The 21,227-nt window shown below is 75.8% G+C and carries 18 protein-coding genes and 1 pseudogene; 7 read left to right on the top strand and 12 right to left on the bottom strand.

Features of this window, described 5'->3' with window-relative positions; genetic code table 11:
- Positions 1–61 precede the first annotated feature (61 nt).
- Positions 62–1,687, bottom strand: a complete 1,626-nt coding sequence (locus tag ABT093_RS24850; protein WP_350568144.1) for an alpha/beta hydrolase — start codon at positions 1,685–1,687, stop codon at positions 62–64.
- A 515-nt stretch (positions 1,688–2,202) separates the two neighbouring features.
- Here ABT093_RS24850 and ABT093_RS24855 point away from each other — a divergent pair.
- Both ABT093_RS24855 and ABT093_RS24860 read left to right on the top strand, forming a co-directional pair.
- Positions 2,203–4,590, top strand: coding sequence for a xanthine dehydrogenase family protein molybdopterin-binding subunit (locus ABT093_RS24855; RefSeq protein WP_350568146.1), 2,388 nt, complete (start codon positions 2,203–2,205; stop codon positions 4,588–4,590).
- A gap of 95 nt (positions 4,591–4,685) precedes the next feature.
- Positions 4,686–5,162, top strand: coding sequence for a (2Fe-2S)-binding protein (locus ABT093_RS24860; RefSeq protein WP_350568147.1), 477 nt, complete (start codon positions 4,686–4,688; stop codon positions 5,160–5,162).
- On the opposite strand, the gene ABT093_RS24865 is transcribed toward ABT093_RS24860, so the two are convergent.
- The gene (locus ABT093_RS24865; protein ID WP_350568150.1) at positions 5,159–5,482 is read right to left on the bottom strand and encodes a hypothetical protein; all 324 of its coding nucleotides are present in this window, start codon (positions 5,480–5,482) and stop codon (positions 5,159–5,161) included. The two genes, ABT093_RS24860 and ABT093_RS24865, sit on opposite strands and share 4 nt — an antisense overlap.
- 55 nt (positions 5,483–5,537) lie before the next feature.
- Positions 5,538–6,551 (bottom strand): zinc-binding dehydrogenase, encoded by a 1,014-nt coding sequence (locus tag ABT093_RS24870; RefSeq protein WP_350568152.1) that lies wholly within the window; start codon positions 6,549–6,551, stop codon positions 5,538–5,540.
- Between the two features lie 94 nt (positions 6,552–6,645).
- On the opposite strand from ABT093_RS24870, the gene ABT093_RS24875 reads away from it, so the two are divergent.
- Both ABT093_RS24875 and ABT093_RS24880 read left to right on the top strand, forming a co-directional pair.
- A complete protein-coding gene (locus ABT093_RS24875; RefSeq protein ID WP_350568154.1) occupies positions 6,646–7,326 on the top strand; it encodes a TetR/AcrR family transcriptional regulator in 681 nt (226 codons plus the stop codon).
- A gap of 109 nt (positions 7,327–7,435) precedes the next feature.
- On the top strand, positions 7,436–8,656 hold the full coding sequence (locus ABT093_RS24880; protein ID WP_350568157.1) for an alpha/beta hydrolase: 1,221 nt from the start codon (positions 7,436–7,438) through the stop codon (positions 8,654–8,656).
- Between the two features lie 9 nt (positions 8,657–8,665).
- Here ABT093_RS24880 and ABT093_RS24885 read toward each other — a convergent pair whose 3' ends face one another.
- From ABT093_RS24885 to ABT093_RS24910, 6 genes are all read right to left on the bottom strand, one after another.
- The gene (locus tag ABT093_RS24885; RefSeq protein ID WP_350568160.1) at positions 8,666–9,271 is read right to left on the bottom strand and encodes a TIGR03086 family metal-binding protein; all 606 of its coding nucleotides are present in this window, start codon (positions 9,269–9,271) and stop codon (positions 8,666–8,668) included.
- Positions 9,272–9,440: 169 nt separating this feature from the next.
- Positions 9,441–10,196, bottom strand: a complete 756-nt coding sequence (locus ABT093_RS24890; RefSeq protein ID WP_350568163.1) for an SDR family NAD(P)-dependent oxidoreductase — start codon at positions 10,194–10,196, stop codon at positions 9,441–9,443.
- Between the two features lie 247 nt (positions 10,197–10,443).
- Positions 10,444–11,247, bottom strand: a complete 804-nt coding sequence (locus ABT093_RS24895; protein WP_350568165.1) for a LysM peptidoglycan-binding domain-containing protein — start codon at positions 11,245–11,247, stop codon at positions 10,444–10,446.
- Between the two features lie 640 nt (positions 11,248–11,887).
- A complete protein-coding gene (locus ABT093_RS24900) occupies positions 11,888–12,556 on the bottom strand; it encodes a response regulator (protein WP_350568167.1) in 669 nt (222 codons plus the stop codon).
- Positions 12,557–12,641: 85 nt separating this feature from the next.
- A complete protein-coding gene (locus ABT093_RS24905) occupies positions 12,642–14,393 on the bottom strand; it encodes a sensor histidine kinase (protein WP_350568169.1) in 1,752 nt (583 codons plus the stop codon).
- A gap of 90 nt (positions 14,394–14,483) precedes the next feature.
- Positions 14,484–17,027, bottom strand: coding sequence for a SpoIIE family protein phosphatase (locus tag ABT093_RS24910; protein WP_350568172.1), 2,544 nt, complete (start codon positions 17,025–17,027; stop codon positions 14,484–14,486).
- 93 nt (positions 17,028–17,120) lie between these two features.
- Here ABT093_RS24910 and ABT093_RS24915 point away from each other — a divergent pair, with 93 nt between their 5' ends.
- The 3 genes from ABT093_RS24915 (at position 17,121) to ABT093_RS24925 (ending at position 19,597) form a co-directional block, all read left to right on the top strand.
- Positions 17,121–17,459, top strand: coding sequence for a DUF4326 domain-containing protein (locus ABT093_RS24915; RefSeq protein WP_350568175.1), 339 nt, complete (start codon positions 17,121–17,123; stop codon positions 17,457–17,459).
- Between the two features lie 127 nt (positions 17,460–17,586).
- Positions 17,587–18,891, top strand: a complete 1,305-nt coding sequence (locus ABT093_RS24920) for an outer membrane protein assembly factor BamB family protein (protein ID WP_350568177.1) — start codon at positions 17,587–17,589, stop codon at positions 18,889–18,891.
- Positions 18,892–18,961: 70 nt separating this feature from the next.
- Positions 18,962–19,597 (top strand): nucleoside/nucleotide kinase family protein, encoded by a 636-nt coding sequence (locus ABT093_RS24925; protein WP_350568180.1) that lies wholly within the window; start codon positions 18,962–18,964, stop codon positions 19,595–19,597.
- Positions 19,598–19,648: 51 nt separating this feature from the next.
- On the opposite strand, the gene ABT093_RS24930 is transcribed toward ABT093_RS24925, so the two are convergent.
- The 3 genes and pseudogenes from ABT093_RS24930 to ABT093_RS41025 all read right to left on the bottom strand — a co-directional run.
- Positions 19,649–20,488 carry a DNA-formamidopyrimidine glycosylase family protein gene (locus tag ABT093_RS24930; protein ID WP_350568182.1) on the bottom strand — a complete coding sequence of 280 codons (840 nt, stop codon included), beginning with the start codon at positions 20,486–20,488 and terminating at the stop codon, positions 19,649–19,651.
- Between the two features lie 46 nt (positions 20,489–20,534).
- Entirely contained in the window at positions 20,535–21,005 is a 471-nt protein-coding gene (locus tag ABT093_RS24935) for a universal stress protein (RefSeq protein ID WP_350568185.1), read from the bottom strand.
- Positions 21,006–21,135: 130 nt separating this feature from the next.
- Positions 21,136–21,227 (bottom strand): annotated as a pseudogene (locus tag ABT093_RS41025) (hypothetical protein); the annotation flags it as partial.

Genomic DNA, 21,227 nt, shown 5'->3' on the forward strand with positions numbered 1-21,227 from the left:
CCCGCTCGCGGAAGGCTGTTCCCGGGAGCGGGCCGTTCGGTTGCGCGTTGGTCGGGGCGGGTCAGGCGACGGGCGGGAAGGCCTCGGCGTCCGGCTTGAGCAGCTGGCCGGGGGCGGGGGCCTTCTGGTTCACCAGGTAGTCGGTGACCAGCTTGCCCAGCTCCTTGCTGCGGCCGACGGCGCAGTGCTCGACCACGTCGACCGAGACCAGCACCGCGTTGCCCAGCTGGCGCTGCATGCGCTGGGAGAAGGTGTAGTTGGTGGCCGGGTCGTAGAGGTTGCCGATGACCATCACCGGGGTGGCGGTCTTCTTGTTCCACGGGCCGGTGAAGCGCTCGGCGTCACGGGCCGGGGCCGGCCAGGTGGAGCAGGTCGGGCCGTCGAAGGCCTGGTAGCGGCCGAAGGTCGGCGACTCCTTCTCCCAGGCCTTGGCCAGGCCGGTGAAGGTCCACGGGTTGGACGGGTACGGCTTGTCCTGGCAGTTGACGCCGTAGTAGGAGTCGTCGGAGGAGTACGGGGTCTCCGGCAGCGCCTCGCGCAGGGCGTTCGGCAGGGTCTGGGCGAGCACCTTGGCGTCCTCGACGGCGGCCGGGTCGACCGGCGCGACGGGGGCGATGCCCTGGGCCGCGGCGGCCGGCGCCTGGATCACCGAGTACAGCGCCTGGAGGGACTTGGCGAGCGGCGCCTGCCGGCTCTGCGCGTACAGCGCGTTGGCGACCTGGCTGGTGAAGCTGGAGAGGGTGACCTCGGTGCCGTCCGGCAGGGTGACCGGGTTGGTGCGCAGGTGGTCGCGGACGGTGTCGAACTTGGTGCGGGTGTCGCCGTCGCCGAAGGCGCAGCGCGGGGCGCCGGCGGCCTGGCAGCGCTTGAGGTACTCGGCGAGGGCGACCTCGAAGCCGGTGGCGCGCTGGCGGTCGTACTCGACGCCGTTGTGCATCCGCAGGTTGGGGTCGACGTTGCCGTCGACGATCAGCGCGCGGACCTTGTTCGGGTACATGCCGGCGTAGGTGGCGCCGATGAGGGTGCCGTAGGAGAAGCCGGCGAAGGTGAGCTTGTCGTCGCCGACGGCGCGGCGCATCCGGTCGAGGTCGCGGACCACGTTGATGGTCGACATGTACTCGATGAGCGGGCCGGCGTTGCGCGAGCAGGCGTCGGTGTAGTCCTCGGTGGCGTCGATGGTCCGGGCTATCTCGGCCCTGGTCACCGGGACGCCGACCATCCGGTCGTTGACGCCGGCGGCCTCCTCGTCGGTGGTGAAGCACTTGAGCGGGTTGCTGCGGGCCACGCCGCGCGGGTCGAAGCCGACCAGGTCGAAGCGGTCCTGGACGTCCTTGCCGAAGCGGGTGGTGGTGGCCCAGAGGTAGCCACTGCCGCCCGGGCCGCCGGGGTTGAGGAAGAGCGAGCCGATCCGCTTGGCCGGGTCGCTCGCGCGGCGGCGCATCATCGCGATGCCGGTGGTCTCGCCGTTGGGGTGGTCGTAGTCGAGCGGCACCTGGTAGACGGCGCAGTCGTAGATCTTCGGGTCCGGCTGGGTCGGATCGGGGTTGCACGGCTTCCAGTCGACCGGAGCCACCCTGGCCTCGGCGGCCGGGCCGGGGGCCGGTGCGGCGACGGCCGCGGCGGCCGAGCCGGCGACGAGGGCGAGGGCACTGGTGACCGCCAGTGCCGCGCTGGTGATACGAGACACGAAACCTCCTCCGGTTCTGCAAACCCGGTCAGCCTGGCAGGCCGCGATCAACAGGGGAAGACGTGTGCGACAGGAGATTCTTGCGAGGAGGAGCCGAAGGGGCGTCAATCCCCGCTTTCCGGACTGGATTGACGGGAAACAGTGCGGTCGGTGGCTGAAGATCATCATTCACCGTATGGTCTGGCACCGCCCCCGGCGGCCCGTGACCCGCCGGCCCGCCCGGCCGACGCCGCGTCAGCAGGCGTCGGCGGCATCCCCGGTGGTGACCGGCACCCGGCGCACGGCACCCCGCCCGGCGCCGGGCCGTGCCACCGCCCGCCCCCTCCGCCCGGCGCGCGCCCCCCGGGGGGGCCGCGTCACCCGGACGGCGGTACCTGACGCCGCGCCAGGCCCTCCCCGCGCGCTCCGTGCCCGTCCCGTCCGCCATCCGGTCGGCTGTCCGAGAGCGCTCCGGAAAGCCGTGTTGACCCGTCAGTAGGGCCCTCCTATGCTCATCCGCGTCCTCGTTCGCGATCGTGGACACGATAACTACGTGCACGCCCCGCGAGCGCCGTCCGGCACCGGGCGGGACCGCCGCGGCTCCCACCCGGCGGGAGCCGTCACCCGGCGAGAAGGGCTCTCCCATCAGCACCTCCACCGCACCCCCGGGCGGCACGGGCCCCGCCCCCGAGCAGCGGCCCGAGGCCACGGCGCGCCGCCGCTTCCTGACCTACCTGCTCGCCGCACCGACCCTCACCGTCGCCGCCCGGGCCGGTCTCGACGCCGCCGCGCCCGCCGCCGCCCGGGCCGCCGAGGCCGCGGCCACCGGGGCGCAGGCGGGCGGGAGCCGGAGCGCCACCTCGCCGCTGCTCGGCCTGCCCGGCATCCCCGACATCGTCGACCTCGGCCAGGCGCTGCAGATCGCCGGCCTGCCCACCGCGCACCTGCTCGTCCTGGAGATCACCGCCGCCGGCCGCGCCGTCCTCCACCTGCCCCGTCTGGAGGTCGGCCAGGGCCTCACCACCACCGTGGCGATGATGGTCGCCGAGGAGCTCGACGCCCGGCTGGCCGACGTCGACGTCCCGCTCTCCGACAGCCGCCCCGACCTGCTGTTCAACCAGCTCACCGGCGCCTCCAACTCGGTCCGCACCCTCTACGACCCGGTGCGCGCCGTCGCCGCCGCGGCCCGGGCCCGGCTGGTCACCGCGGCCGCCCAGCGCTGGTCGCTGCCGGCCGCCACCCTGCGCACCGCCGACTGCGCCGTCCTCGCCCCCGACGGCCGCCGGACCGGCTACGGCGAACTCGCCGCCGCGGCCGCCGCGATCGCGGTGCCCGCCGTGCCGGCCACCCCCAAGCCGGCCGGGCAGCGCCGCGTGATCGGCCGGCCCACCGGCCGGATCGACGCCCGGGACATCGTCACCGGCCGTGCCAAGTACGCCGGCGACCTCGCGGTGCCCGGCGCGGTGCCGACCGTCGTCGCCCGCCCCACCACCATCAACGGCACCCTGGCCTCCCTGGACGCCTCCGCCGCCCGCACCATGCCCGGCGTGCTCGGTGTGGTGACCGTCCCGAGCGGCGTCGCCGTCCTCGCCGAAACGTTCGACCAGGCGCTCAGGGCCCGCGACGCCCTGCGCACCAGCTGGCACCCCGGCCCGGTCGCCGCGCTCTCCGACGCCGACATCCGGCAGCGGCTGCGCTCCGCGCACGCGCCGTTCCTGGTGCCCCCGCTGCTCACCCAGTACGTGGACGGCGAGTTCGACTTCGCCTTCGTCAACCACGCGCCGATGGAGGTGCTGACGGCGATCGCCGACGTCCGCCCGAACCGGGCCGAGCTCTGGTTCGCCGCGCAGACCCCGATCGTCGCCCAGCAGACCATCGCCGCCGAACTCGGCCTGCCGCAGGACGCGGTCACCGTCCACGTGGTGCGCGGCGGCGGGTCGTTCGGCCGCCGGCTGTTCTACGACGCGGCGCTGGAGGCCGCGCTGATCTCCCGGGCGGCCGGCCGGCCGGTCAAGCTGATGTGGACCCGCAACGACGACATGCGCCACGGCCGGATGCGCCCCGCCACCCACCACCGGGTCCGCGCCACCTACGGGCTCGGCCAGGTGCTCGGCTACGAGCACCGCGTCGCCACCGTGACGACCGACTTCGGCCACGGCCTCGGCGAGGCGCTCACCGCCGCCGGCTTCCGGCTGGAGCTCGCCGGGCTCTCGCTCGCCCAGGTGTTCTTCCTGCTCAGCCAGAGCAACCCGTACGCCGTCGGCATCCCCACCCAGGTGCTCGCCGAGGTGCCGCTGAAGATCCCGACCGGCAGCTGGCGCTCCGTCTACTCCGGCACCGTACGGGTGGCCGACGAGATCATGATGGACGAACTGGCCCGCCGCCTCGGCCAGGACCCGGTGGCCTTCCGCCGCGCCCGGCTGCGCGAGACGGCCGGGCAGGCCGTGCTCGACACCGTCGCCCGGGCCGGCCGCTGGGGCCGCGCCATGCCGCCCGGCCAGGCCCAGGGCATCGGCTACCACGAGGAGAACGGCGGCCGGGCCGCCTACCTGGTCGAACTCGACGCCTCCGGGCCCACCCAGCCCCGGGTGACCAAGGCGGTGATCGCCGCCGACCTCGGCACGGTGATCAACCCGACCGGCCTGGAGGCCCAGCTGACCGGCGCGCTGATCGACGGCATCTCGGTGATCCTGCAGGCCGGCAACCACATCGACCGCGGCGCCGTCCGCGAGGGCAGCTACGGCGACTTCCACTACGCGCGGCAGAAGCACAGCCCGCCGGTGGTCGAGATCCACCTGCTGCCGCCGAGCGGACCGCCCGGCGGCGCGGGCGAACTGGGCGTGCCGGCGGCCTCCGCCGCGGTGGCCAACGCCTACGCCCGGGCGACCGGCACCAGCCCGCGCTCCTTCCCGCTCAACTTCTGACCCCGCTCGGCTTCCGCCCCGGTGGCCTCCCGACCCCACCCGACGACCGCTCCCCGACGACCGCTCCCCGACGACACCGAGGACACGCCCCTCCCATGCCCAGCCACACCTTCGTCCTCAACGGCCGGCCGGTCACCGTCGAGGCACCGGACGACATGCCGCTGCTCTGGGTGCTGCGCGACAAGCTCGGCGTCACCGGCCCCAAGTACGGCTGCGGCGTCGGCGTCTGCCGCGCCTGCACCAGCCACCTGGACGGCGAGGAGGTGCAGCCCTGCATCGTGCCGGTCAAGGCCTGCGCGGACCGCCGGGTCACCACCATCGAGGGCCTCGCCGACGGCGACACCCTGCACCCCGTCCAGGAGGCCTGGCTGGAGTGCGACGTCGCCCAGTGCGGCTTCTGCCAGCCCGGCCAGATCATGACGGCCGTCGCCCTGCTGCGCCGCACCCCGGCGCCCACCGACGCCGACATCGACCAGATCCAGAACATCTGCCGGTGCGGCAGCTACCCCCGGATCCGCGAGGCCGTCAAGCGCGCCGCCGCCCGAACCGCCGCGGGCGGCGCCGGCGGTTAGGACTGGTCCCAGGCGTCGACGGTCAGCAGGGCGTCCGGCGGGCAGACGGCGATCCGCTCGGGGAACTGCTCGCGCCGCCGGTACTCCGCGCCGGGCCCGGTGTCGAACACCGAGCCGTCGGCGAGCAGCGGCAGGACGTCGCCGGCCCGGGCGGTGTAGCGCAGGGGGTAGCCGTCGAACCGCGACTGCTCGGCCCGGTCGGCCCCGACCAGGGCGGCGATCCAGTCGAGGCCACCGAGGCCGGTCTCCCACTGGGCGAGGACCTCGCCCTCACCCTCCCCCGTCGCCGGGGCCTTGACCAGGAACCACCAGCCGAGCATGCGACGCCCTCCCCTTCGTCCGCCGTGCACCACCGGCAGGCTACGCCACCGGGCGTCAGGGCTTGAGGACCAGCCGGATCGGATCGCCCTTCTTCTGCTCCAGGGCCTCGACCGCCTCGGCGGCCCGGGCCAGCGGGAAGCTACCGCTCACCGAGCGGGAGAACTCCAGGCGGCCGCCGCGGACCAGGTCGACCAGGTCGACGACGTCCTGGCCCTCCGAGCCGTAGTGGCCGCGGATCTGCTGGCGCAGGTAGCTGACCAGGGTGCCGTTGGTGATGGTCAGCGGCTGGTTGGTCAGGCCGACCAGGACCAGACGGCCGTGCTCGCCGAGCGCGGCCATCGCCTGCTCGCGGACCGGGGCGACCCCGGCGAAGTCGAACGCGGCGGCCAGCGGACGGCCGCGGGTCGCGGCGCGCAGCTTCGCGGCGAACTCCGGGTCACCCGGGTCGAGCGCGGCGTCGGCGCCGAAGGCGAGGGCCCGCTCGCGGGCGGCGGGCAGCGGGTCGACCGCGACGATCGGGTGGGCGCCGACGGTGCGCAGCAGCTGCACGCCGTGCGCGCCCAGACCGCCCACGCCCCAGACGCCGACGGCCTCGGCCGGGCGGACGGCACCGGTGCCGGTGATGGCGGCCCAGGGGGTGGAGACCGCGTCCGGGATGAAACAGGCCTGCTCGAAGGGCAGCTCGTCGGGGATCGGCACCAGGGTCTCGGCGGTGGCCAGCGCGTACTCGGCCCAGCCGCCGTCGTAGTCGACGCCCCGGGTGAGGACGACGCCGTCGCGGCTCTCGCCGGCCTGCAGCAGCACGCGGTCGCCGACCGCCGCGGTGCCGACGCCCTCGCCCAGGCCGTGCACGGTGCCCGCGACCTCGTGGCCGAGGGTGACCTTGTCGCCCCGCAGGTGCAGCGGCTTGAGCATGCCCTCGATCAGGTGGACGTCCGAGAGGCAGACGCCGGCGGCGCCGACCTTGATGAGGACCTGTCCCGGCCCCGGCGTGGGCACCGGCACCTCCTCGACGGCGAAAGCGCCCTTGGCGACGTCGAGCCGGCCGGCGAGCATCGTGGCGGTCATCCCGGTTCCCTTCCACAGGGGTGGCGCGGTCGGCGGCCGCACCATCCGAACTTACTTGTTGTTCAACAAGCAAGTTCCACCCTAGCATGGTGGTATGCCCACGCACGTTTCCCCGCCAGATTCCCCGGCAGGCCCCTCCCCCGCACCGGCGGAGCACCCGGAGCCGCCACGCCGCACCCAGGCCGAACGGCGCGCGCGGGCCGAGCGCGCGCTGCTCGCCGCCGCCGCGCGCCTGATCGCCGAGCACGGGAGCGCCGGGGTGACCCTCGCCCGGGTGGGCGAGGAGGCCGGCTTCAGCCGCGGCCTGGCCTCGCACTACTTCGGTTCCAAGGGCGCCCTGCTGGCCCGGCTCCAGGAGGAGGCGCTCGCCGAGGCGATGGCCGCCGCCGCGCCGGAGCGCAGTGGCGCGGGCGCCGTCGAGGAGTTGTGCGCCTTCGCCCGGGCCGCCTGCCTGGACGGGGTGCGGAACCCGACCGACCTCGGCCGGGCCTTCGTCGTGCTGGGCGCCGAGGCCCTCGCCGGCTCCTCGGAACTCACCGACGCCGTCGCCCGGCTGGACGCCCGGATGCGCGACTGGGTGGCCGAGGTGATCCGCCAGGGAGCGGCCGACGGCGAGGTCCGGCCGGAGGTCGACCCGGACGCCGCCGCGACGGCGGTGGTCGGCCTGCTCAAGGGCCTGATCGTCCAGGCCGCCGCCGCCCCGGGCGCCCTCGCCCTCGACCGCGCCACCACCGAGGCCCAGCGCTGGATCCGCGTCGCCCTCACCAGCGCCTGACCGCGCGCCCCCGCACCACCCCCGTACCACTGTGCGGACACCCCCTGTCCCCGGGCGACCCGCTCGATCTAGGGTGAGGAAGCGTCAGAGCCGTTGTTCCGGAGGGTGGATGACCATGATCGGGCGCCGTTCACTGCTGACGTTCGCGGGGCTGGGCGGGGCGTCGCTCGCACTGCCGGGCACCCCGGCGTACGCCGCACCCGCCCCCGCGCCGACCGTCACGCCGGTCGCCGCACCGCCCGCCACCGCGCCGTCGTCCGCCGCGCCGATCGACCTGCCGGCGCCGACCGTGCGGCGGACGGTCGGCACGGTCTCCCTGCACCTGGTCGACGAGCACCGGCAGGACCCGTTCGCCCCCACCCCCGCTCCGCGCGAGCTGATGGTGCAGCTCTGGTACCCCGCCCGCGCCGCCGCCGGGCGCCCCCGCGCGCCGTACACCACGGCGCGCGTGGCGGCCGCGCTGGACCAGGGCACCTTCCTCGACCCGGGCACCATCGCCCGGCTGCGCCCGACGGCACGGCTCGGCGCCCCGGCGCTCCCGGGCGCGCTGCCACTGCTGCTGCTCGGCCACGGCCGCAAGGGCGGGCGCAGCAACTGCACCGCGCTGGCCGAGGAGTTGGCGGCGCGCGGCTATCTGGTCGCGGCGCTCGACCACACCTACGACGCCACCGCCGTGGAGTTTCCGGACGGCCGGCTGGTGCGCAGCGTCCTGGAGGACGAGCCGGCCGACTGGGACGCCACCGAGCGCAAGGAGATCGCCGCCCGGGCTGCCGATCTCCGCTTCGTGGCCACGGAGTTGACCACCGGCCGGGCGCTGCGCCGGCACGCGGGGCTGCCCTGCGCCGACCCGCGGCGGATCGGCGTGTTCGGACACTCGATGGGCGGCGCGGCCGCCGCCGAGGCGATCCGCCAGGACCGGCGGTTCACCGCGGGGCTCAACCTGGACGGCGGCTTCTTCGGCTCGCCGGTCGCGGACGAGGGCGTGGACCGGCCGTTCCTGCTGTTCACCACGCTGGAGGACCACGAGACCTGGCAGCGCTGGCGCGAGCACCAGCGCGGCTGGGGACGCCAGCTGCTGCAGCACGACTCGGGCCATCTGAGCGTCACCGACCTGCCGTACGCCGTCGGCCCCGGGCACCTCGCCGAGAACACCTCACCGGAGACCGCCCTGCGGCTGACGGGCACCATCGCCCCGGCGCGCGCCGTCGAACTGGCCCGCGCCTACGTGCTCGCGCACTTCGACCGCTTTCTGCACGGGCGCCCGTCCCCGCTGCTGGACGCGCCCTCCCCGCGCTACCCGGAGATCTCCTTCGTCTGGAGCCGCGGCTGAGCCCGGGCCCTACGCCGGCCCGGCGGCCCCGGGGTCGCGGCCGAAGAAGGCGGCGAGCCGGTCGTACACCGGCGCGTCCTCGGCGGCCTCGACCTCCGGGCCGAAGGCGTGCCGCTCCTCCTCGCTCCCCCGGTACTCCGGCCGCAGCGCGCCGTGCGCCCAGGTGAGCGAGGCCTCGGCCACCTCGTGGTCGAGGCCGGCCGTGGACTGGCCGGTGGCCCGGGCGAGGTCCCAGCCGTGCACGGCGAACTCGGCGATCTGCTGGTCCACCGGGAAGCGGGCCGGCAGTGCGCCGGCGCCGGGGACCTCGATCACGCCGCCGAGGTCCCCGGCCTGCCGCCAGGCGGCCACCAGGCGCTCGGCCCCGGCCTCGAAGCGGTGCAGCCAGTCGTCCTCGACCCGCTCGAAGGACTGCGACCAGTCGGGCGTGCCGCCCTGCGCCCGGACGGTGAACTGCTCCAGGTCGTGCAGCAGATGGCTGATCAGCTGCCCGACGTCCCAGGAACGGCAGGCCGTCGGGTGGCCGGCCAGCTCGGCGCCGACGCCGTCGATCAGGCCGGCGGTCTGCGCGAGCGCACGGGCGAGCAGCTCGATCGGGTCTTGCGCTCCGGTCATGACGCACCTCTCCGTCGTCGGGGCCGCACCGGCCCCTCATTCGGGACCCGCGCGCCGGCGCGCGCCGCGGACGCGTGCCGGCGAACGTGGTCGGTCCGGCCGATCGTAGACGGGGGCACCGACAACCGGCCCGGAGCAACACCCCGGGCCGGCCCGCGGAGCAGCGGGGTCAGGCGGCGAAGCCGCCGTCCACGGCGATCTCGGCGCCGGTGATGTAGCGGCCCTCCGCGCCCGCCAGGTGCGCGACGGTCGCGGCGACGTCGGCCGGCCGCCCGTACCCGCCGAGCGCGGTGAAGCCGGACTGGAACCCGGCCGACGGGCCGTCCGCCGGGTTCATGTCGGTGTCGATCGGGCCGGGGTGGATCACGTTGACGGTGATCCCGCGCGGGCCCAGCTCACGGGCCAGCGCCTTGCTGAGCCCGATCGTCGCCGCCTTGCTGGTCGCGTAGAGGCTGCCGCCGGGGAAGGCGGCCCGCCGGGCCATGCAGCTGCCGATGGTCACGATCCGGCCGCCGTCGGTCAGGTGGGCGACGGCGGCCTGGGCGTACAGGTACGGCGCCCGGACGTTGGTCTCCAGCACCCGGTCGACGTCGGCCAGGCCGGTCTCCTCGATCGGGCCGATGAAGCCCGCCCCGGCGTTGTTGACCAGGATGTCGAGCCGCCCGAACCGCTCGGCGACCGCCTCGACGACGGCGCGCACCTCCTGCGGGTCGGCGCTGTCGGCCCGGACCGCCCAGCCGCGCCGGCCCATCGCGGTGATCTTGGCCGCCACCGCCTCGGCGCGTTCGGCGCTGCCCAGGTAGGTCACCGCCACGTCGGCGCCCTCCTCGGCGAGCCGCAGGGCCACGGCCTCCCCGATGCCCCGGCTGCCGCCGGTCACCAGGGCCGCCTTGCCGTCGAGCTTCGCGAGCGTGGTCGTCGTCATATCGTCAGAACTCCTTGGGTCGTTCGCGGACATGACTCGATCCTCGGTCCGCGCGACCTGCGGGTCCGGCGGTATTCGGACGTCGCGTTCAACGTTCAACTACCGAGCCCTCCCTCCGCGAACGCCGGACGGCCACCCTCGGGGGCAAGGGTGGCCGGACGGCCCCGGGCAGGGGGTGCCGGGGAGTGCGGCCCGGCGGGACGGGCTCAGCGGGACGGGCTCAGCGGAACGGGTGCACCGGGCGGTGTCAGAACGACAGGGTCTGGCCCGGGAAGATCAGGTTCGGGTTGGTGCCGATCGCCTTGATGTTCCTGGCGTGCAGTCCGGCCGTGTCGAGGCCGAACTTGGCCGCGATGCCGCTCAGCGTGTCACCGCTCTTGACGGTGTAGCTGCCACCCTCGGCGCCCCGGTCGGAGGCGGAGGGCGCGGCGGGCGCGGCAGGCTTCGCGGCGGGCTTCGCAGCCCCCTGGGACGGAGCCTGGGCCTGGGCCGGGGCCGCCTTGCGGGGCGTCGCCTTCTGTCCCTGGGCCGGGGCCGGCTTGGCCGGGGCGGCCTGCTTCGCCGGCTGCTGCTTGGCCGGCTGCTGGGCCTTGGGCGCCGCGGCGGGCGCGTCGTCGGCGGCGGACGCGCCGCCCCTGCTGAGTCCGGCCTTGCCCGAGCAGACCGGCCAGGCGCCCGGACCCTGCTTGGCGAGGACCTTCTCGGCGACCGCGATCTGCTGCTCGCGGCTCGCCTGGTGGGCCTGCGGGGCGTACGCGGTGCCGCCGTACGCCCTCCAGGTGGAGGGGGCGAACTGGAGTCCGCCGGAGAAGCCGTTGCCGGTGCTGATGCTCCAGTTGCCGCCGCTCTCGCACCGGGCGACGGCGTCCCAGGAGGAGGTGGGGGCGGCGGAGGCCGAGGTGGCCGTGACGAGGCCGGCCACCGGCAGCGCCGCGATGGCGGCGCCCGCCACGACAGCGAGCCGGACCCGGTTGCGCTTGGCAGTGCCGTTGGTGCCGGTGGTGGTGCTGTCGACGGTGGTGGAAGCGGCGGTCTCGTGACGGGGATTCATGGAATTCCTCTCGACAAGCCCCGGGCAGGCGTGCGGAACCAGGCCCCTGCCGGGGCCGGCTGTCGCTCCCTCACTCGACGGGCGGCCGGGCACGTGTCCGACGTGCCGTGCCGCCCAAGCCACCCTCCGCTCGCCGACGGCCCGTTCGAGCCGGTCGCGTCAACGGGCACCGCCCTCGCGCCGGTGGTCAGTCGGCGGGCGATGCGTCGGGGGTGAACCCGGGTGGTGCTCGTTGCACCGCCAATGAAGCTACGGGCGGCCCCCGCGCCGCATCAAGCAATTCTTGGACGCCGCAGGTCAGTTGACCGTTACCGGCGGTATCGATCATGTAGTCGACCGGGAAACGACCGGCTTTGACCGCATTTCCCGGCCCAAACGATCGATTTCCGTGCCGTCGCTCACACCCTGCCGAGCGCCGAGCCGGCCGCGCCGTCGACAAATCGCTACGGAGATCTGACGCGCCGTCACCGCGCGAATCGGAGTTCCCGATTCCACCCGCCGTCGATGTGGTGCTCACCACTCCAACTACCGAGAGTGAGCGAAAAATCGCTCAGCGCATGGCACACGACCCGTCCGCGCACGCACCGAACGGGGGCGCGAGCGGGCCCGCGCAGGGGCGCGGACGCCCCGTGCGCGCGCCTCAGCCGGCGCCGTCCAACCCCGCGTCGCGCGCCAGCAGCGCCGCCTGCACCCGGTTGTCGCACCCCAGCTTGGCCAGGATCCGGCTCACGTACGTCTTCACCGTCGCCTCGCTCATGTGGATCCGGGCGCCGGCGTCCGCGTTGGACAGGCCCTCCCCGAGCAGCGCCAGCACCTCCAGCTCACGCTCCGTCAGCACCTCCAGGCGCCGCCGCGCCTGCGCCCCGCGCGCCGCCGCCGGACCGGCGTGCCCGCCCGCCAGCGAGTCCACGATGTGCCGGGTCGCGGCGGGCGACAGGAAGGCGTGCCCGGTCGCGGCCGCCCGCACGGCCTGGATCAGCTCGCCCGGCGCGGTGTCCTTCAGCAGGAAGCCCGCGCCCCCCTCGCTCACGGCGCGCAGTACGTTCTCGCGCTCCCCGAAGGTGGTGAGGATCAGCGCCCGCGCGCCGGGCGCGGCCCGCGGCAGCTCGGCGAGCGCCGTCAGCCCGTCCATCACCGGCATCTGGATGTCCAGCAGTACGACGTCCGCCCGGTGCGCGCGCGCCAGCTCCAGCGCCTGCCGGCCGTCGGCGGCCTCCGCCACCACGTCGATGTCCTCGGCGGAGGACAGGATCATCCTGATCCCGGCCCGGATGAGCGGCTCGTCGTCGGCGACGAGGACTCGGATCACGGCTGGTCATCCCCTTGTACTGGTCCTGACGGTGCGCCGCCGGACCGCCCGGCCGCGCCGGGGACCATCCAAACACCCGCGCGGGTCACTGCTTCACCCGGTAGTACTGCTTGTCGACCAGCACCCCGTCCTTGAAGCAGAACCGCACGGCGTTCTCCTCGTCCCAGCTCTCCCCCGACTCGTCGGAGAGGAAGTAGTGGCAGACCGACCCCACCGGCGGCGTGGGTCCGGTGCCCCGCAGGTTCTGGGTGAAGAACTCGCTGCCCGGCGGGAGGTGCCGCCTCACCTCCTCCTCCGGGGCGCCGACCTGCAACTCCTCGTACACCGACCGCTTGATCGTGGAGTTCTCGGCGGACCGGATGAATCCGACCAGGCCCCAGACCGCCAGCCCGAGGACGGCCAGCAGCACCACCGCGCCCCCGACCGCGCAGCCGATCGCCGGGCTGCGCCGCTTCACGGGCGCGGCCCCGACCGGCGGCACGCCGTCGAGTGCCCAGACCGGCGCCCCCTCCGTGTCCCACGCCTCCTGCGCGCCGTCCACGCTGGTGCCCATGCCCGCGCTCCCTGCGCCGGCCGGGCTCTCCGCGCCCTCGTAGGGCAGCACCGCAGCCAGCCGGAACCCCGCCCCGGCCGTCGGCCCGGCGTGCACCATGCCGCCGACCAGCCGGGCCCGCTCGCGCAGACCGGTCAGCCCCTGGCCGCCGCTGACCGCCGGCACCGCGCCGCCGGGGCGCACCCCCACCGGCTCGGGCGCCGCCGGGTTGACCACCTCGACCACCAGCGCGTCCGGCTCGTACCGGAGCGCGACCGTGATCGGCGCGCCGGGGGCGTGCTTGTGCGCGTTCGTGAGCGCTTCCTGAGCGACCCGGTACGCCGCGTGGCCGGCGGAAGCGGTCAGCGCACGCCGCTCGCCGTCGCGGACCAGGGTGACCACGGTGCCCGCCGCCCGCGAGGAGGCGACCAGCCCGTCGATGCCGTCCACCCCGCCGGTCCCGGCGCCGCCGGCGGCCGGCGAGCCGACGCCCGACGCTCCGCGGCCGGGTGCGCCCACCCCCGGCGCGGACGGCGCCGCCGTCGACTCGTCGTGCAGCACCCCGACGACCTCGCGCAGCTCGCGCATCGCCGCGACCGCCGCCAGCCGCAGCACCCCGACCGCCTCCCGCTGCCGGTCGGTGAGCGTCCGGTCGACCTCCAGCGCCCCCGTGTGCACCGAGATCAGCGCCAGCTGGTGGCCCAGGCTGTCGTGCATGTCCTGGGCGATCCGGTGCCGCTCGCGCAGCCGCGCCTGGTGCGCGACCATCGCGCGCTCGCGCAGCAGCTGTTCGTTGCGCTCGCGCAGCGCGTCCAGCAGCGCCCGGCGCTGCGCCCGGTAGCGGCCCCAGAGGGCGGGCAGCACCGCGAACAGCAGGTAGCCGCCCAGCGAGAACCCGATGACGAGCTTGGCCGGAAGCTCCCCGGCGTCCTTCAGCACGCCCAGGCCCGTCATCAGCACCCAGCCGACGGCGAAGGAGCCGACCAGCACGGCGACCCGGCGCACCCGGGCACCGGCCGACCAGCCGACGCAGATCGTCAGCGGCAGCGGTCCGCCGCCGAACCCGCTGGCCGCCGCGGTGAGCACCAGCGCGGTCGCGGGCAGGCCGCGGCGCAGCAGGAAGAGGACGGCGACCGCGGGCCCCATCACCAGCGCCAGGCCGGAGCGGCTGGCGAGCTCGATCAGCGCCGCGAGCCCGCCGAGCACCACCGCGCCGACCACCTCCAGGACCACCGTCCAGAGCCGCCAGGGCCCGGGCAGCGCCGTGCGTACCGCCTTCGACCAGGCTCTTGCTATCGCGTCCACCCGTCGAGGCTAACGAAACGGCCGCACCCGCCACCGCCACCGTTCGTCGCTGCCGGGGCCGACGAAAGTCGCTGCCCCGGCCCGCGCGCGTCACCGGTACGCGGTGATCATCAGCGCGATGTCGTCCACCCGGTGCGTCGAGCCCAGCTCGTGCAGCACCCGGTCGGCCAGCCCGTCCGGCCCCGCCCTCGCGACCAGCTGCCCCGCGTCCGGGCCCGCCAGCGCCGCGCACAGCCGCTCCACGCCCTCGTCGATCGCCACCGCCGGGTCCTCGACCAGCCCGTCCGTGTACAGCGCGAGCACCGAGCCGGGCTCCAGGGTCAGCGGGCTGACCGGGTAGCCGGCCGTCCCGTCCACGCCGAGCAGCGGCCCGCCCGGCACGTCCAGCGCCTCGGCCCGACCGTCCGGGTGGCGCAGCACCGGCGGCAGGTGGCCGGCCCGGGCGACCAGCGCGGTGCCCTCCCCGGGGGTGAGCCGCACCAGGCAGCAGCTGGCGAGCAGACCGGGGTCGAGTTCGAGCAGCAGCTGGTTGGTGCGGGCCAGCACCTCGTCCGGCGGATGGCCGCCGGTGGTGAAGGCGCGCACCGCGCTGCGCAGCTGGCCCATGGTGGCGGCCGCGCCGACGCTGTGGCCCTCGACGTCGCCGATGACCAGGCAGAGGTCCCGGCCGGTGACGATGGCGTCGTACCAGTCGCCGCCGATCTCCATGCCCTGGGTGCCGGGCAGGTAGCGGGCCGCGATCCGGACCCCCGCCACGTGCGGCAGCCGGTGCGGGAGCAGTGCCTGCTGGAGGCCGCGGGCCAGGGTGAACTCGGCGTCGTACAGCCGCGCGCGCTCCAGCGCCTGGGCGATGAAGCCGGCCAGCGCGGTGAGCAGGCCACGCTCCTCCAGGGTGAAGACGCGGGGCCGGTCGAAGCCGAGGATGCAGCTGCCGACCGGGTGGCCGGAGGCGATCAGCGGAAGGAAGGCCCAGGCCCCCATGTCGTCCAGGGCGAGGCCGGGGTAGGCCGCGGCCAGCTGGTCGACGGACTCGAAGAAGATCGGGGTCCCGGAGCTGAGCGTCTCCGCCCCGGGCACCCGGGCGCCGAACGGGATCCCCTCGAAGCGGTCGAGGAAGCCGTCGGGGTAGCCGCTCTGCGCGACCAGGTTCAGCCGCTTCTCGCGCACCGCGTAGACGGCGAGCTCCTGTCCGCCGAGGGCCGGCAGGATCTCGTCGGCCACCGCCCGGAACACCTCGCGGGCGGTCACCGCCTCGCTCAGCGCGCTGGCCAGCTGGAGCAGGTGGTACATGGCGCCGAGGCCGGTCCAGGTGCCGGGCGGCGCGGGTTCGGCGGGCGGCGCGGCGGCGTCCGGCGGCGGTTCGGCGGCGACCACCCGGCCGGTGACGCCGTGCGCGTCGGGGTAGAGCGAGAAGGCCAGCCAGTGGTCCGGCGGGCGCAGGGCGAGGAACGCGGTCGGCTGCTGGGAGAGCATCGCGGCCCGGTAGCGGTTCTCGTAGACCGGGTCGGAGAGCCAGGGCAGCACCTGCCACGGAGGGTGGCCGACCAGGTCCTCGCGGCGGGCCCGGAGCAGCAGTTCGACGCTGTGGTTGGCGTAGGTGACCCGGCCGTCCGGGTCGAGCGAGAAGACGCCGTCGCTCAGGCGTTCCACGGCGGCGGTCGCGGCGGTGCCGGTCCGGGTGTCGAGGACGGCGCCGACCAGTCGGCCCCACTGCCCCGGGCGGTCGTGCGGCGCCCGCGCCCACAGTTCGACCGGATAGGGGTGGCCGTCGCGGTCCAGCACCCGCAGCCGGGCGGCGACCCCCCGGTCGCCGTCGAGGGCGCCGCGCACGGCGGACCGGAACTCGGGCAGGTCGCCGGGGGCCACCCGGGCGGCCAGGGTGTCCGCGCGGCCGTCGAAGTCGCCGGGGGCGAGGCCGAAGATCTCGCAGAACTGGTCGTCGGCGCTCACCGTGCCGGCCGGCACGTTCCAGTCGAACAGGCCGACCCGGGTGGTCGGCGCGGACGGCGGGCCGAGTTCCGCGACCGTGGTCTCGCCGTCCGGTTCCACCGGGTGGCCGGCCTCCTCCAGCCCGGCCAGCCCGGCGGCCAGCCGGTCGGCCACGGCGCGCAGGTGGCGGCGCGCGCTCTCGGGCACGCCGTCGCCGGTGGCCGGCCACAGCACGCCCAGCACCCCGTAGGTCTCCCCGCCCGCCCGGACCGGTATCCAGGCGGAGGCGAAGTCGTACGGCAGCCCGAGGGCGAACTGCGGGAAGCGGCGCATGGTGTCCTCGGTGTCGGCGAGCAGCACCGTGCGGCCGGTGCGGTAGCCGACCGCGACCGGCAGCGGCCCGGCGGCGGCGATCCGCCGGAACGGGCCCAGGACCGACAGCGGCACTCCCGCGACGGCACACAGCACCAGCGAGCGGCGGTCGCGGGAGCGCAGGTGGACGGTCGCGCCGTGCGCGTCGGTCCCGCCAAGCAGCGTGCGCACGGCGGAGGTCAGCAGGGCGTCACGGTCGCGGGCCGCCTGCTCCTCCACGGACAGCCCGATGCGCTCACGCAGGCTCCGCGGCCCCGGATCGGGCCGCACCGCCCGGACACCGCCGCCGCTCGGTCGCGGACCGGGCGGGTCCGCCGGCACAGCCTCGCGCATCCTCTCTTGCTACGCCGGGGCCCGGGGGCTGTCAAGGCGGGCCCCACCCGTCCCGGGGTGCCCGGCGGCCCCGGCTGCGCCACCATCGACCCCATGACGCCCCGCACCTCCGGCCCCGGTCCGACCACCGTGGTCAATCTGAAGGGCCACCGCGACGACCCCGCGTTCGCCGACGTGGTCTACGTCGGCCGGGCGATGCACCGGGGCGGCTGGCACCTGGCCGAGTCCCCGCTGCACTGCCCGTACCGCCCCGGCCCGGACCTCTCGCGCGAGGAGATGAAGGTCAGGTACCGCGCCCACCTCCTCGGCCACCCCGACCTGCTGGCGCTCGTCCCCGGCCTGCGCGGCCGCCGCCTCGGCTGCTGGTGCGCCCCGCTCCCCTGCCACGCCGAGGTCCTCGCCGACCTCGCCGACCACGGCGTCCCGTCCTGACCCGGACGCCCCCGGCGGGTCCCGCCGGGGGCGTCCGGCGGGGCGGGGGCGGCCGGGGGCGGTTTGGGTATTCTCCCTGGACAGCGCAGCGCACAACGGCTGCCCCGGGGGAAACGAGTAGCGAAGCATGGGGTCCACACCGTCCGATCGATCGGCGGGCGAGGCGTCCTGGCAGTGGGACGGGGAGGACGGGGGCCGCGCCGCCGGCGCCCCCGGTGACGTGGTGAGCGGGGGCGCGGACAGCGACGGCCGCGGGCCGTGGACGACCCGCCGCCGGCTGCTGACCGGCGCCGGGGTGCTCGCCGCGGGCGCCGCCGTCTGGGGGGTGTCCCGCTCGGCGGGCGGCCCCGAGCCCACGCCGGAGCCGAAACCGCGGCCCGTACCGACCCGGGTGGTCGGCCCGGAGCCGGCGTGGGTCTACCAGGGCCCCGAGCCGATGACACCGGACCGGCTGGACGGCCGGCTGTTCGCACCCGCCTACGTCAGCCGCAGCGGCATCCGCCTGCTCGACCCCGAGCGCGGCGTCCTGACCGAGGTCGTCGAGGCCGGCCGGGCGCAGGGCCGGACGGACGACAGCCCGCTGATCGTCGGCGACGGCCGGCTGTTCAGCACCTCGACCGGCCACGTCGACGCCCGGACGCTGGTGGGCCCGACCGCGAGCTGGAGCCTGCCGCTGCCCGCGGAGCTGGGCGACTCGATCACCCTGCTCGGCTGCGACGGCGCCCAGGTGTACGGCCGCGTCGGGAACAGGTCCGACCTGCGCGGCCACCTGTTCGCGATGGACGCCGGCGGCAAGGGCGTGGTCTGGTCGCGCCCGGCCGCCGAGCGCGGCGAGCTCCTGGTCGCCGTGCTGGGCCTCGGCGCCGGCCGGCTGCTCGCCTGGGACGCCGACCCGACCGCCGGCCTCGCGCTGCTGGACGGCGCCAACGGCCGCCGGCTGTGGTCCGTGGCGAACACCGGCACCGCCTGGTCCGGCGCCGACGGGCGGCACGTCTACCTGCCGGCCGGGTCGGGAGGCGTCCAGGCGCTGCGGCTGGAGGACGGCTCGCCGCGCTGGTCGGTGCGCCCCCGCTCCGGCGAGGAGTGGCGCGCCCTGCCCCCGGTGAGCGACGGCTTCCGGGTCTACGTGCTGCGCGACAGCGGCCTGGTCACCGCCCACGCGGCGGACGGCGGCGAGCAGCTCTGGCAGCTCCAGCTGCCGTTCCGGCTCGACCGGCGCTGCCGCCCGCTGCTGACCAGTACCACCCTGGTGGTGCCGGGCCCGGCCGACGCGGGCGTGCAGTTCGTCGAGACGGAGTCCGGCCGGGTGTTCACCACCTTCGCCGACTCCGGTCCCGGGGTGGACGTCTGGTCGGTGTCCAGCGACGGCACCCGGCTGTTCGTGGGCCACGACAGCACGCTCTACTGTCTGGGCGGGCTGCCCGTGCCCTGAACGTCCGGGGCGTTCGACGACGAGCGCCGGCCGCCCAGGCCCTCTCCGTCCCCGACCGCAGGATGATGCCGTGCCGATTCGCCCGATCTCGCCCGACCGTCTCGTCGAGCTGCTCGCCGACCGGATCACCGCGCTGCCCGGGGCCGGCGGACGGTGGCTGCGGGTGGCCGTGGACGGCGCCCCGGCCGCCGGGCCGGGCGCGTTCGCGGACGCGCTGGTCGAGCCGCTGCGGCTGCGCGGCCTGCCGGCGCTGCGGGTCCCGGCGGCCGGGTTCCTGCGCCCGGCCTCGGTCCGGCTGGAGTACGGCCGGCACGACGCGGACGCCTTCCACGACCTGTGGCTCGACGACGGCGCGCTGCTGCGCGAGGTGCTGGACCCGCTGGAGCCGGGCGGCACCGGCCGGGTGCTGCCCTCGCTGCGGGACCCGGTGGCGGACCGCGCCACCCGCGCGCCCTACACCGAGCTGGCGCCCGGCGGGGTGCTGCTGCTGGACGGCGCGCTGCTGCTGGGCCGGTGGCTGCCGCTGGAGCTGACGGTCCACCTGGCGCTCTCACCGGCGGCGCTGGCCCGGCGGACCGCGCCGGAGGACCGGTGGACGCTGCCCGCGTTCGCCCGCTACGAGGCCGAGACCGTCCCCGCCGAGGCGGCCGACCTCACCGTCCGCCTCGACGACCCGCGCCACCCGGCCCTGGTCGAGCCCGCCTGAGCCGCTGTCCGACCGGCCCGCGCACGCCCGCCCCGGCTGCCCGAACCGCCGTCAGCGCGCCCGCCGCCCGGGCGCTCCGGGCCGCCCGGACCGGACCTCCGGGGCCGGACCGCGCTGGCAGGACGGGCACCAGTACGCGGGCCTGTCCTGCGGCGCCGTGCCGTGCTGCGCCGTCAGCACCGTGGTGCCGCAGCGCGCGCAGGGCCGCCCGGCCCGGCCGTAGACCCACTGCTGGTGGCCGCGCCGGGTGTCGCCGGTGGTGACGTGGCCGGAGCGCAGCCGGTTGGCCTCCAGGACCTGGTGGGCGCGGGCCACCAGGCGGTCGGCGCTCGCCAGCTCGCCGACCGGGGTCCACGGGGTGACACCGGCCAGGTAGCAGAGCTCGTTGGCGTACACGTTGCCGACGCCGGCCAGGTTGCGCTGGTCGAGCAGCGCCTCGGCGACCGGCCGGCCGGGGTGGGAGAGCAGCCGGCGGACCGCCTCGGCCGGGTCCCAGTCGGGCCCGAGCAGGTCCGGCCCGAGGTGCCCGACGGCGCGGTGCTCGTCGCCGGTGCGCAGCAGTTCGACGACGGGAAGCCGGTAGCCCACGGCGGTGCCGCGTTCGGTGCCGAGCACGGCGCGGATCTGGTGCGCCGGCGCGCCGGTCCACCGCTCGCCGGGGCGGAAGAGCACCCAGCGGCCGTCCATCCGCAGGTGGGTGTGCAGGGTGAGGCCGCCTTCGAGGCGGGTGAGCAGGTGCTTGCCGCGCGGGACGACCTCCAGCACCCGGCGTCCGGCGAGGTCGGAGGTGGCGTGGGCGGGCACCCGCAGCTCGCCGGTGGTCAGCACCTGCCCGGCGAGGACCTCGTGCAGCCGGGCCGCCGCGCGGTAGACGGAGTCACCTTCTGGCATGCCTCCATCCTCCCTCCGCGCGGCGGCCCGCCGCAGCCGGTCGCGGTCACGCCTCGCCGTCGGCCTCCTCGCCGGTGGCGCCGTGGCGGACCACGACCACCGGGCAGGGGGCGTGCTCGGTGAGGTGGCGGCTGACCGATCCGAGCAGGGCGCCGGTGAACCCGCCGAGGCCGCGACTGCCGACCACGGCCAGCGCGGCGCCGCGCGAGGCCTCCAGCAGGGCCTGGGCGGCGTTGCCCGGGACCACCGACTCGGTGATCCCCACGTCGGGCCGGGTCCCGACGGTCTTGGCGACGGTGTCGGACAGGGTCTTGCCGGCCAGCTCCTCGGGGTTGAACTCGGGGGCGGGCACGCTCGCCCCGGCCCAGCCGTAGAACGCCGGGTACTCCCAGGCGGCGACGGCGTGGACGGTGCCGCCGGTCAGCCGGGCGTAGTCGACCGCCCAGCGCAGCGCCTTCTCCGAGGCGGGCGAGCCGTCGACACCGACGACGATCCTGGGCTTCGCGCTGTTGGCCATGACCTTGCTCCTTGCTCGACGTGCTCTCTTGCCTGCCTTGCCCTCCAAACATAGATCAACAGGGATATTTGTCCACCAACTGCCGCGCCGATCGGTTCGTACACCTGCGAAACTGGTACTGGCGGGTGCACGCGGCCAGCGGGGAGCCGACCGGGCCCATCGAGAACGGCACGACGTACATGGTGCGGCCCTTCATGGCGCCGCGGAACAGGCCCTGCTCGC

Origin of the sequence: Kitasatospora sp. NPDC002551 (assembly GCF_040296005.1) — a bacterium.
GTDB lineage: Bacteria > Actinomycetota > Actinomycetes > Streptomycetales > Streptomycetaceae > Kitasatospora.

What these genes read in the sequence shown, in the direction of transcription:
- ABT093_RS24935 (WP_350568185.1), bottom strand. Translation starts at nt 21,005, where the DNA reads ATGGCCAACAGCGCGAAGCCCAGGATCGTCGTCGGTGTCGACGGCTCG.
- ABT093_RS24875 (WP_350568154.1), top strand. Translation starts at nt 6,646, where the DNA reads ATGCCCACGCACGTTTCCCCGCCAGATTCCCCGGCAGGCCCCTCCCCC.
- ABT093_RS24910 (WP_350568172.1), bottom strand. Translation starts at nt 17,027, where the DNA reads ATGCGCGAGGCTGTGCCGGCGGACCCGCCCGGTCCGCGACCGAGCGGC.
- ABT093_RS24890 (WP_350568163.1), bottom strand. Translation starts at nt 10,196, where the DNA reads ATGACGACGACCACGCTCGCGAAGCTCGACGGCAAGGCGGCCCTGGTG.
- ABT093_RS24870 (WP_350568152.1), bottom strand. Translation starts at nt 6,551, where the DNA reads ATGACCGCCACGATGCTCGCCGGCCGGCTCGACGTCGCCAAGGGCGCT.
- ABT093_RS24915 (WP_350568175.1), top strand. Translation starts at nt 17,121, where the DNA reads ATGACGCCCCGCACCTCCGGCCCCGGTCCGACCACCGTGGTCAATCTG.
- ABT093_RS24860 (WP_350568147.1), top strand. Translation starts at nt 4,686, where the DNA reads ATGCCCAGCCACACCTTCGTCCTCAACGGCCGGCCGGTCACCGTCGAG.
- ABT093_RS24920 (WP_350568177.1), top strand. Translation starts at nt 17,587, where the DNA reads ATGGGGTCCACACCGTCCGATCGATCGGCGGGCGAGGCGTCCTGGCAG.
- ABT093_RS24930 (WP_350568182.1), bottom strand. Translation starts at nt 20,488, where the DNA reads ATGCCAGAAGGTGACTCCGTCTACCGCGCGGCGGCCCGGCTGCACGAG.
- ABT093_RS24880 (WP_350568157.1), top strand. Translation starts at nt 7,436, where the DNA reads ATGACCATGATCGGGCGCCGTTCACTGCTGACGTTCGCGGGGCTGGGC.
- ABT093_RS24895 (WP_350568165.1), bottom strand. Translation starts at nt 11,247, where the DNA reads ATGAATCCCCGTCACGAGACCGCCGCTTCCACCACCGTCGACAGCACC.
- ABT093_RS24885 (WP_350568160.1), bottom strand. Translation starts at nt 9,271, where the DNA reads ATGACCGGAGCGCAAGACCCGATCGAGCTGCTCGCCCGTGCGCTCGCG.
- ABT093_RS24865 (WP_350568150.1), bottom strand. Translation starts at nt 5,482, where the DNA reads ATGCTCGGCTGGTGGTTCCTGGTCAAGGCCCCGGCGACGGGGGAGGGT.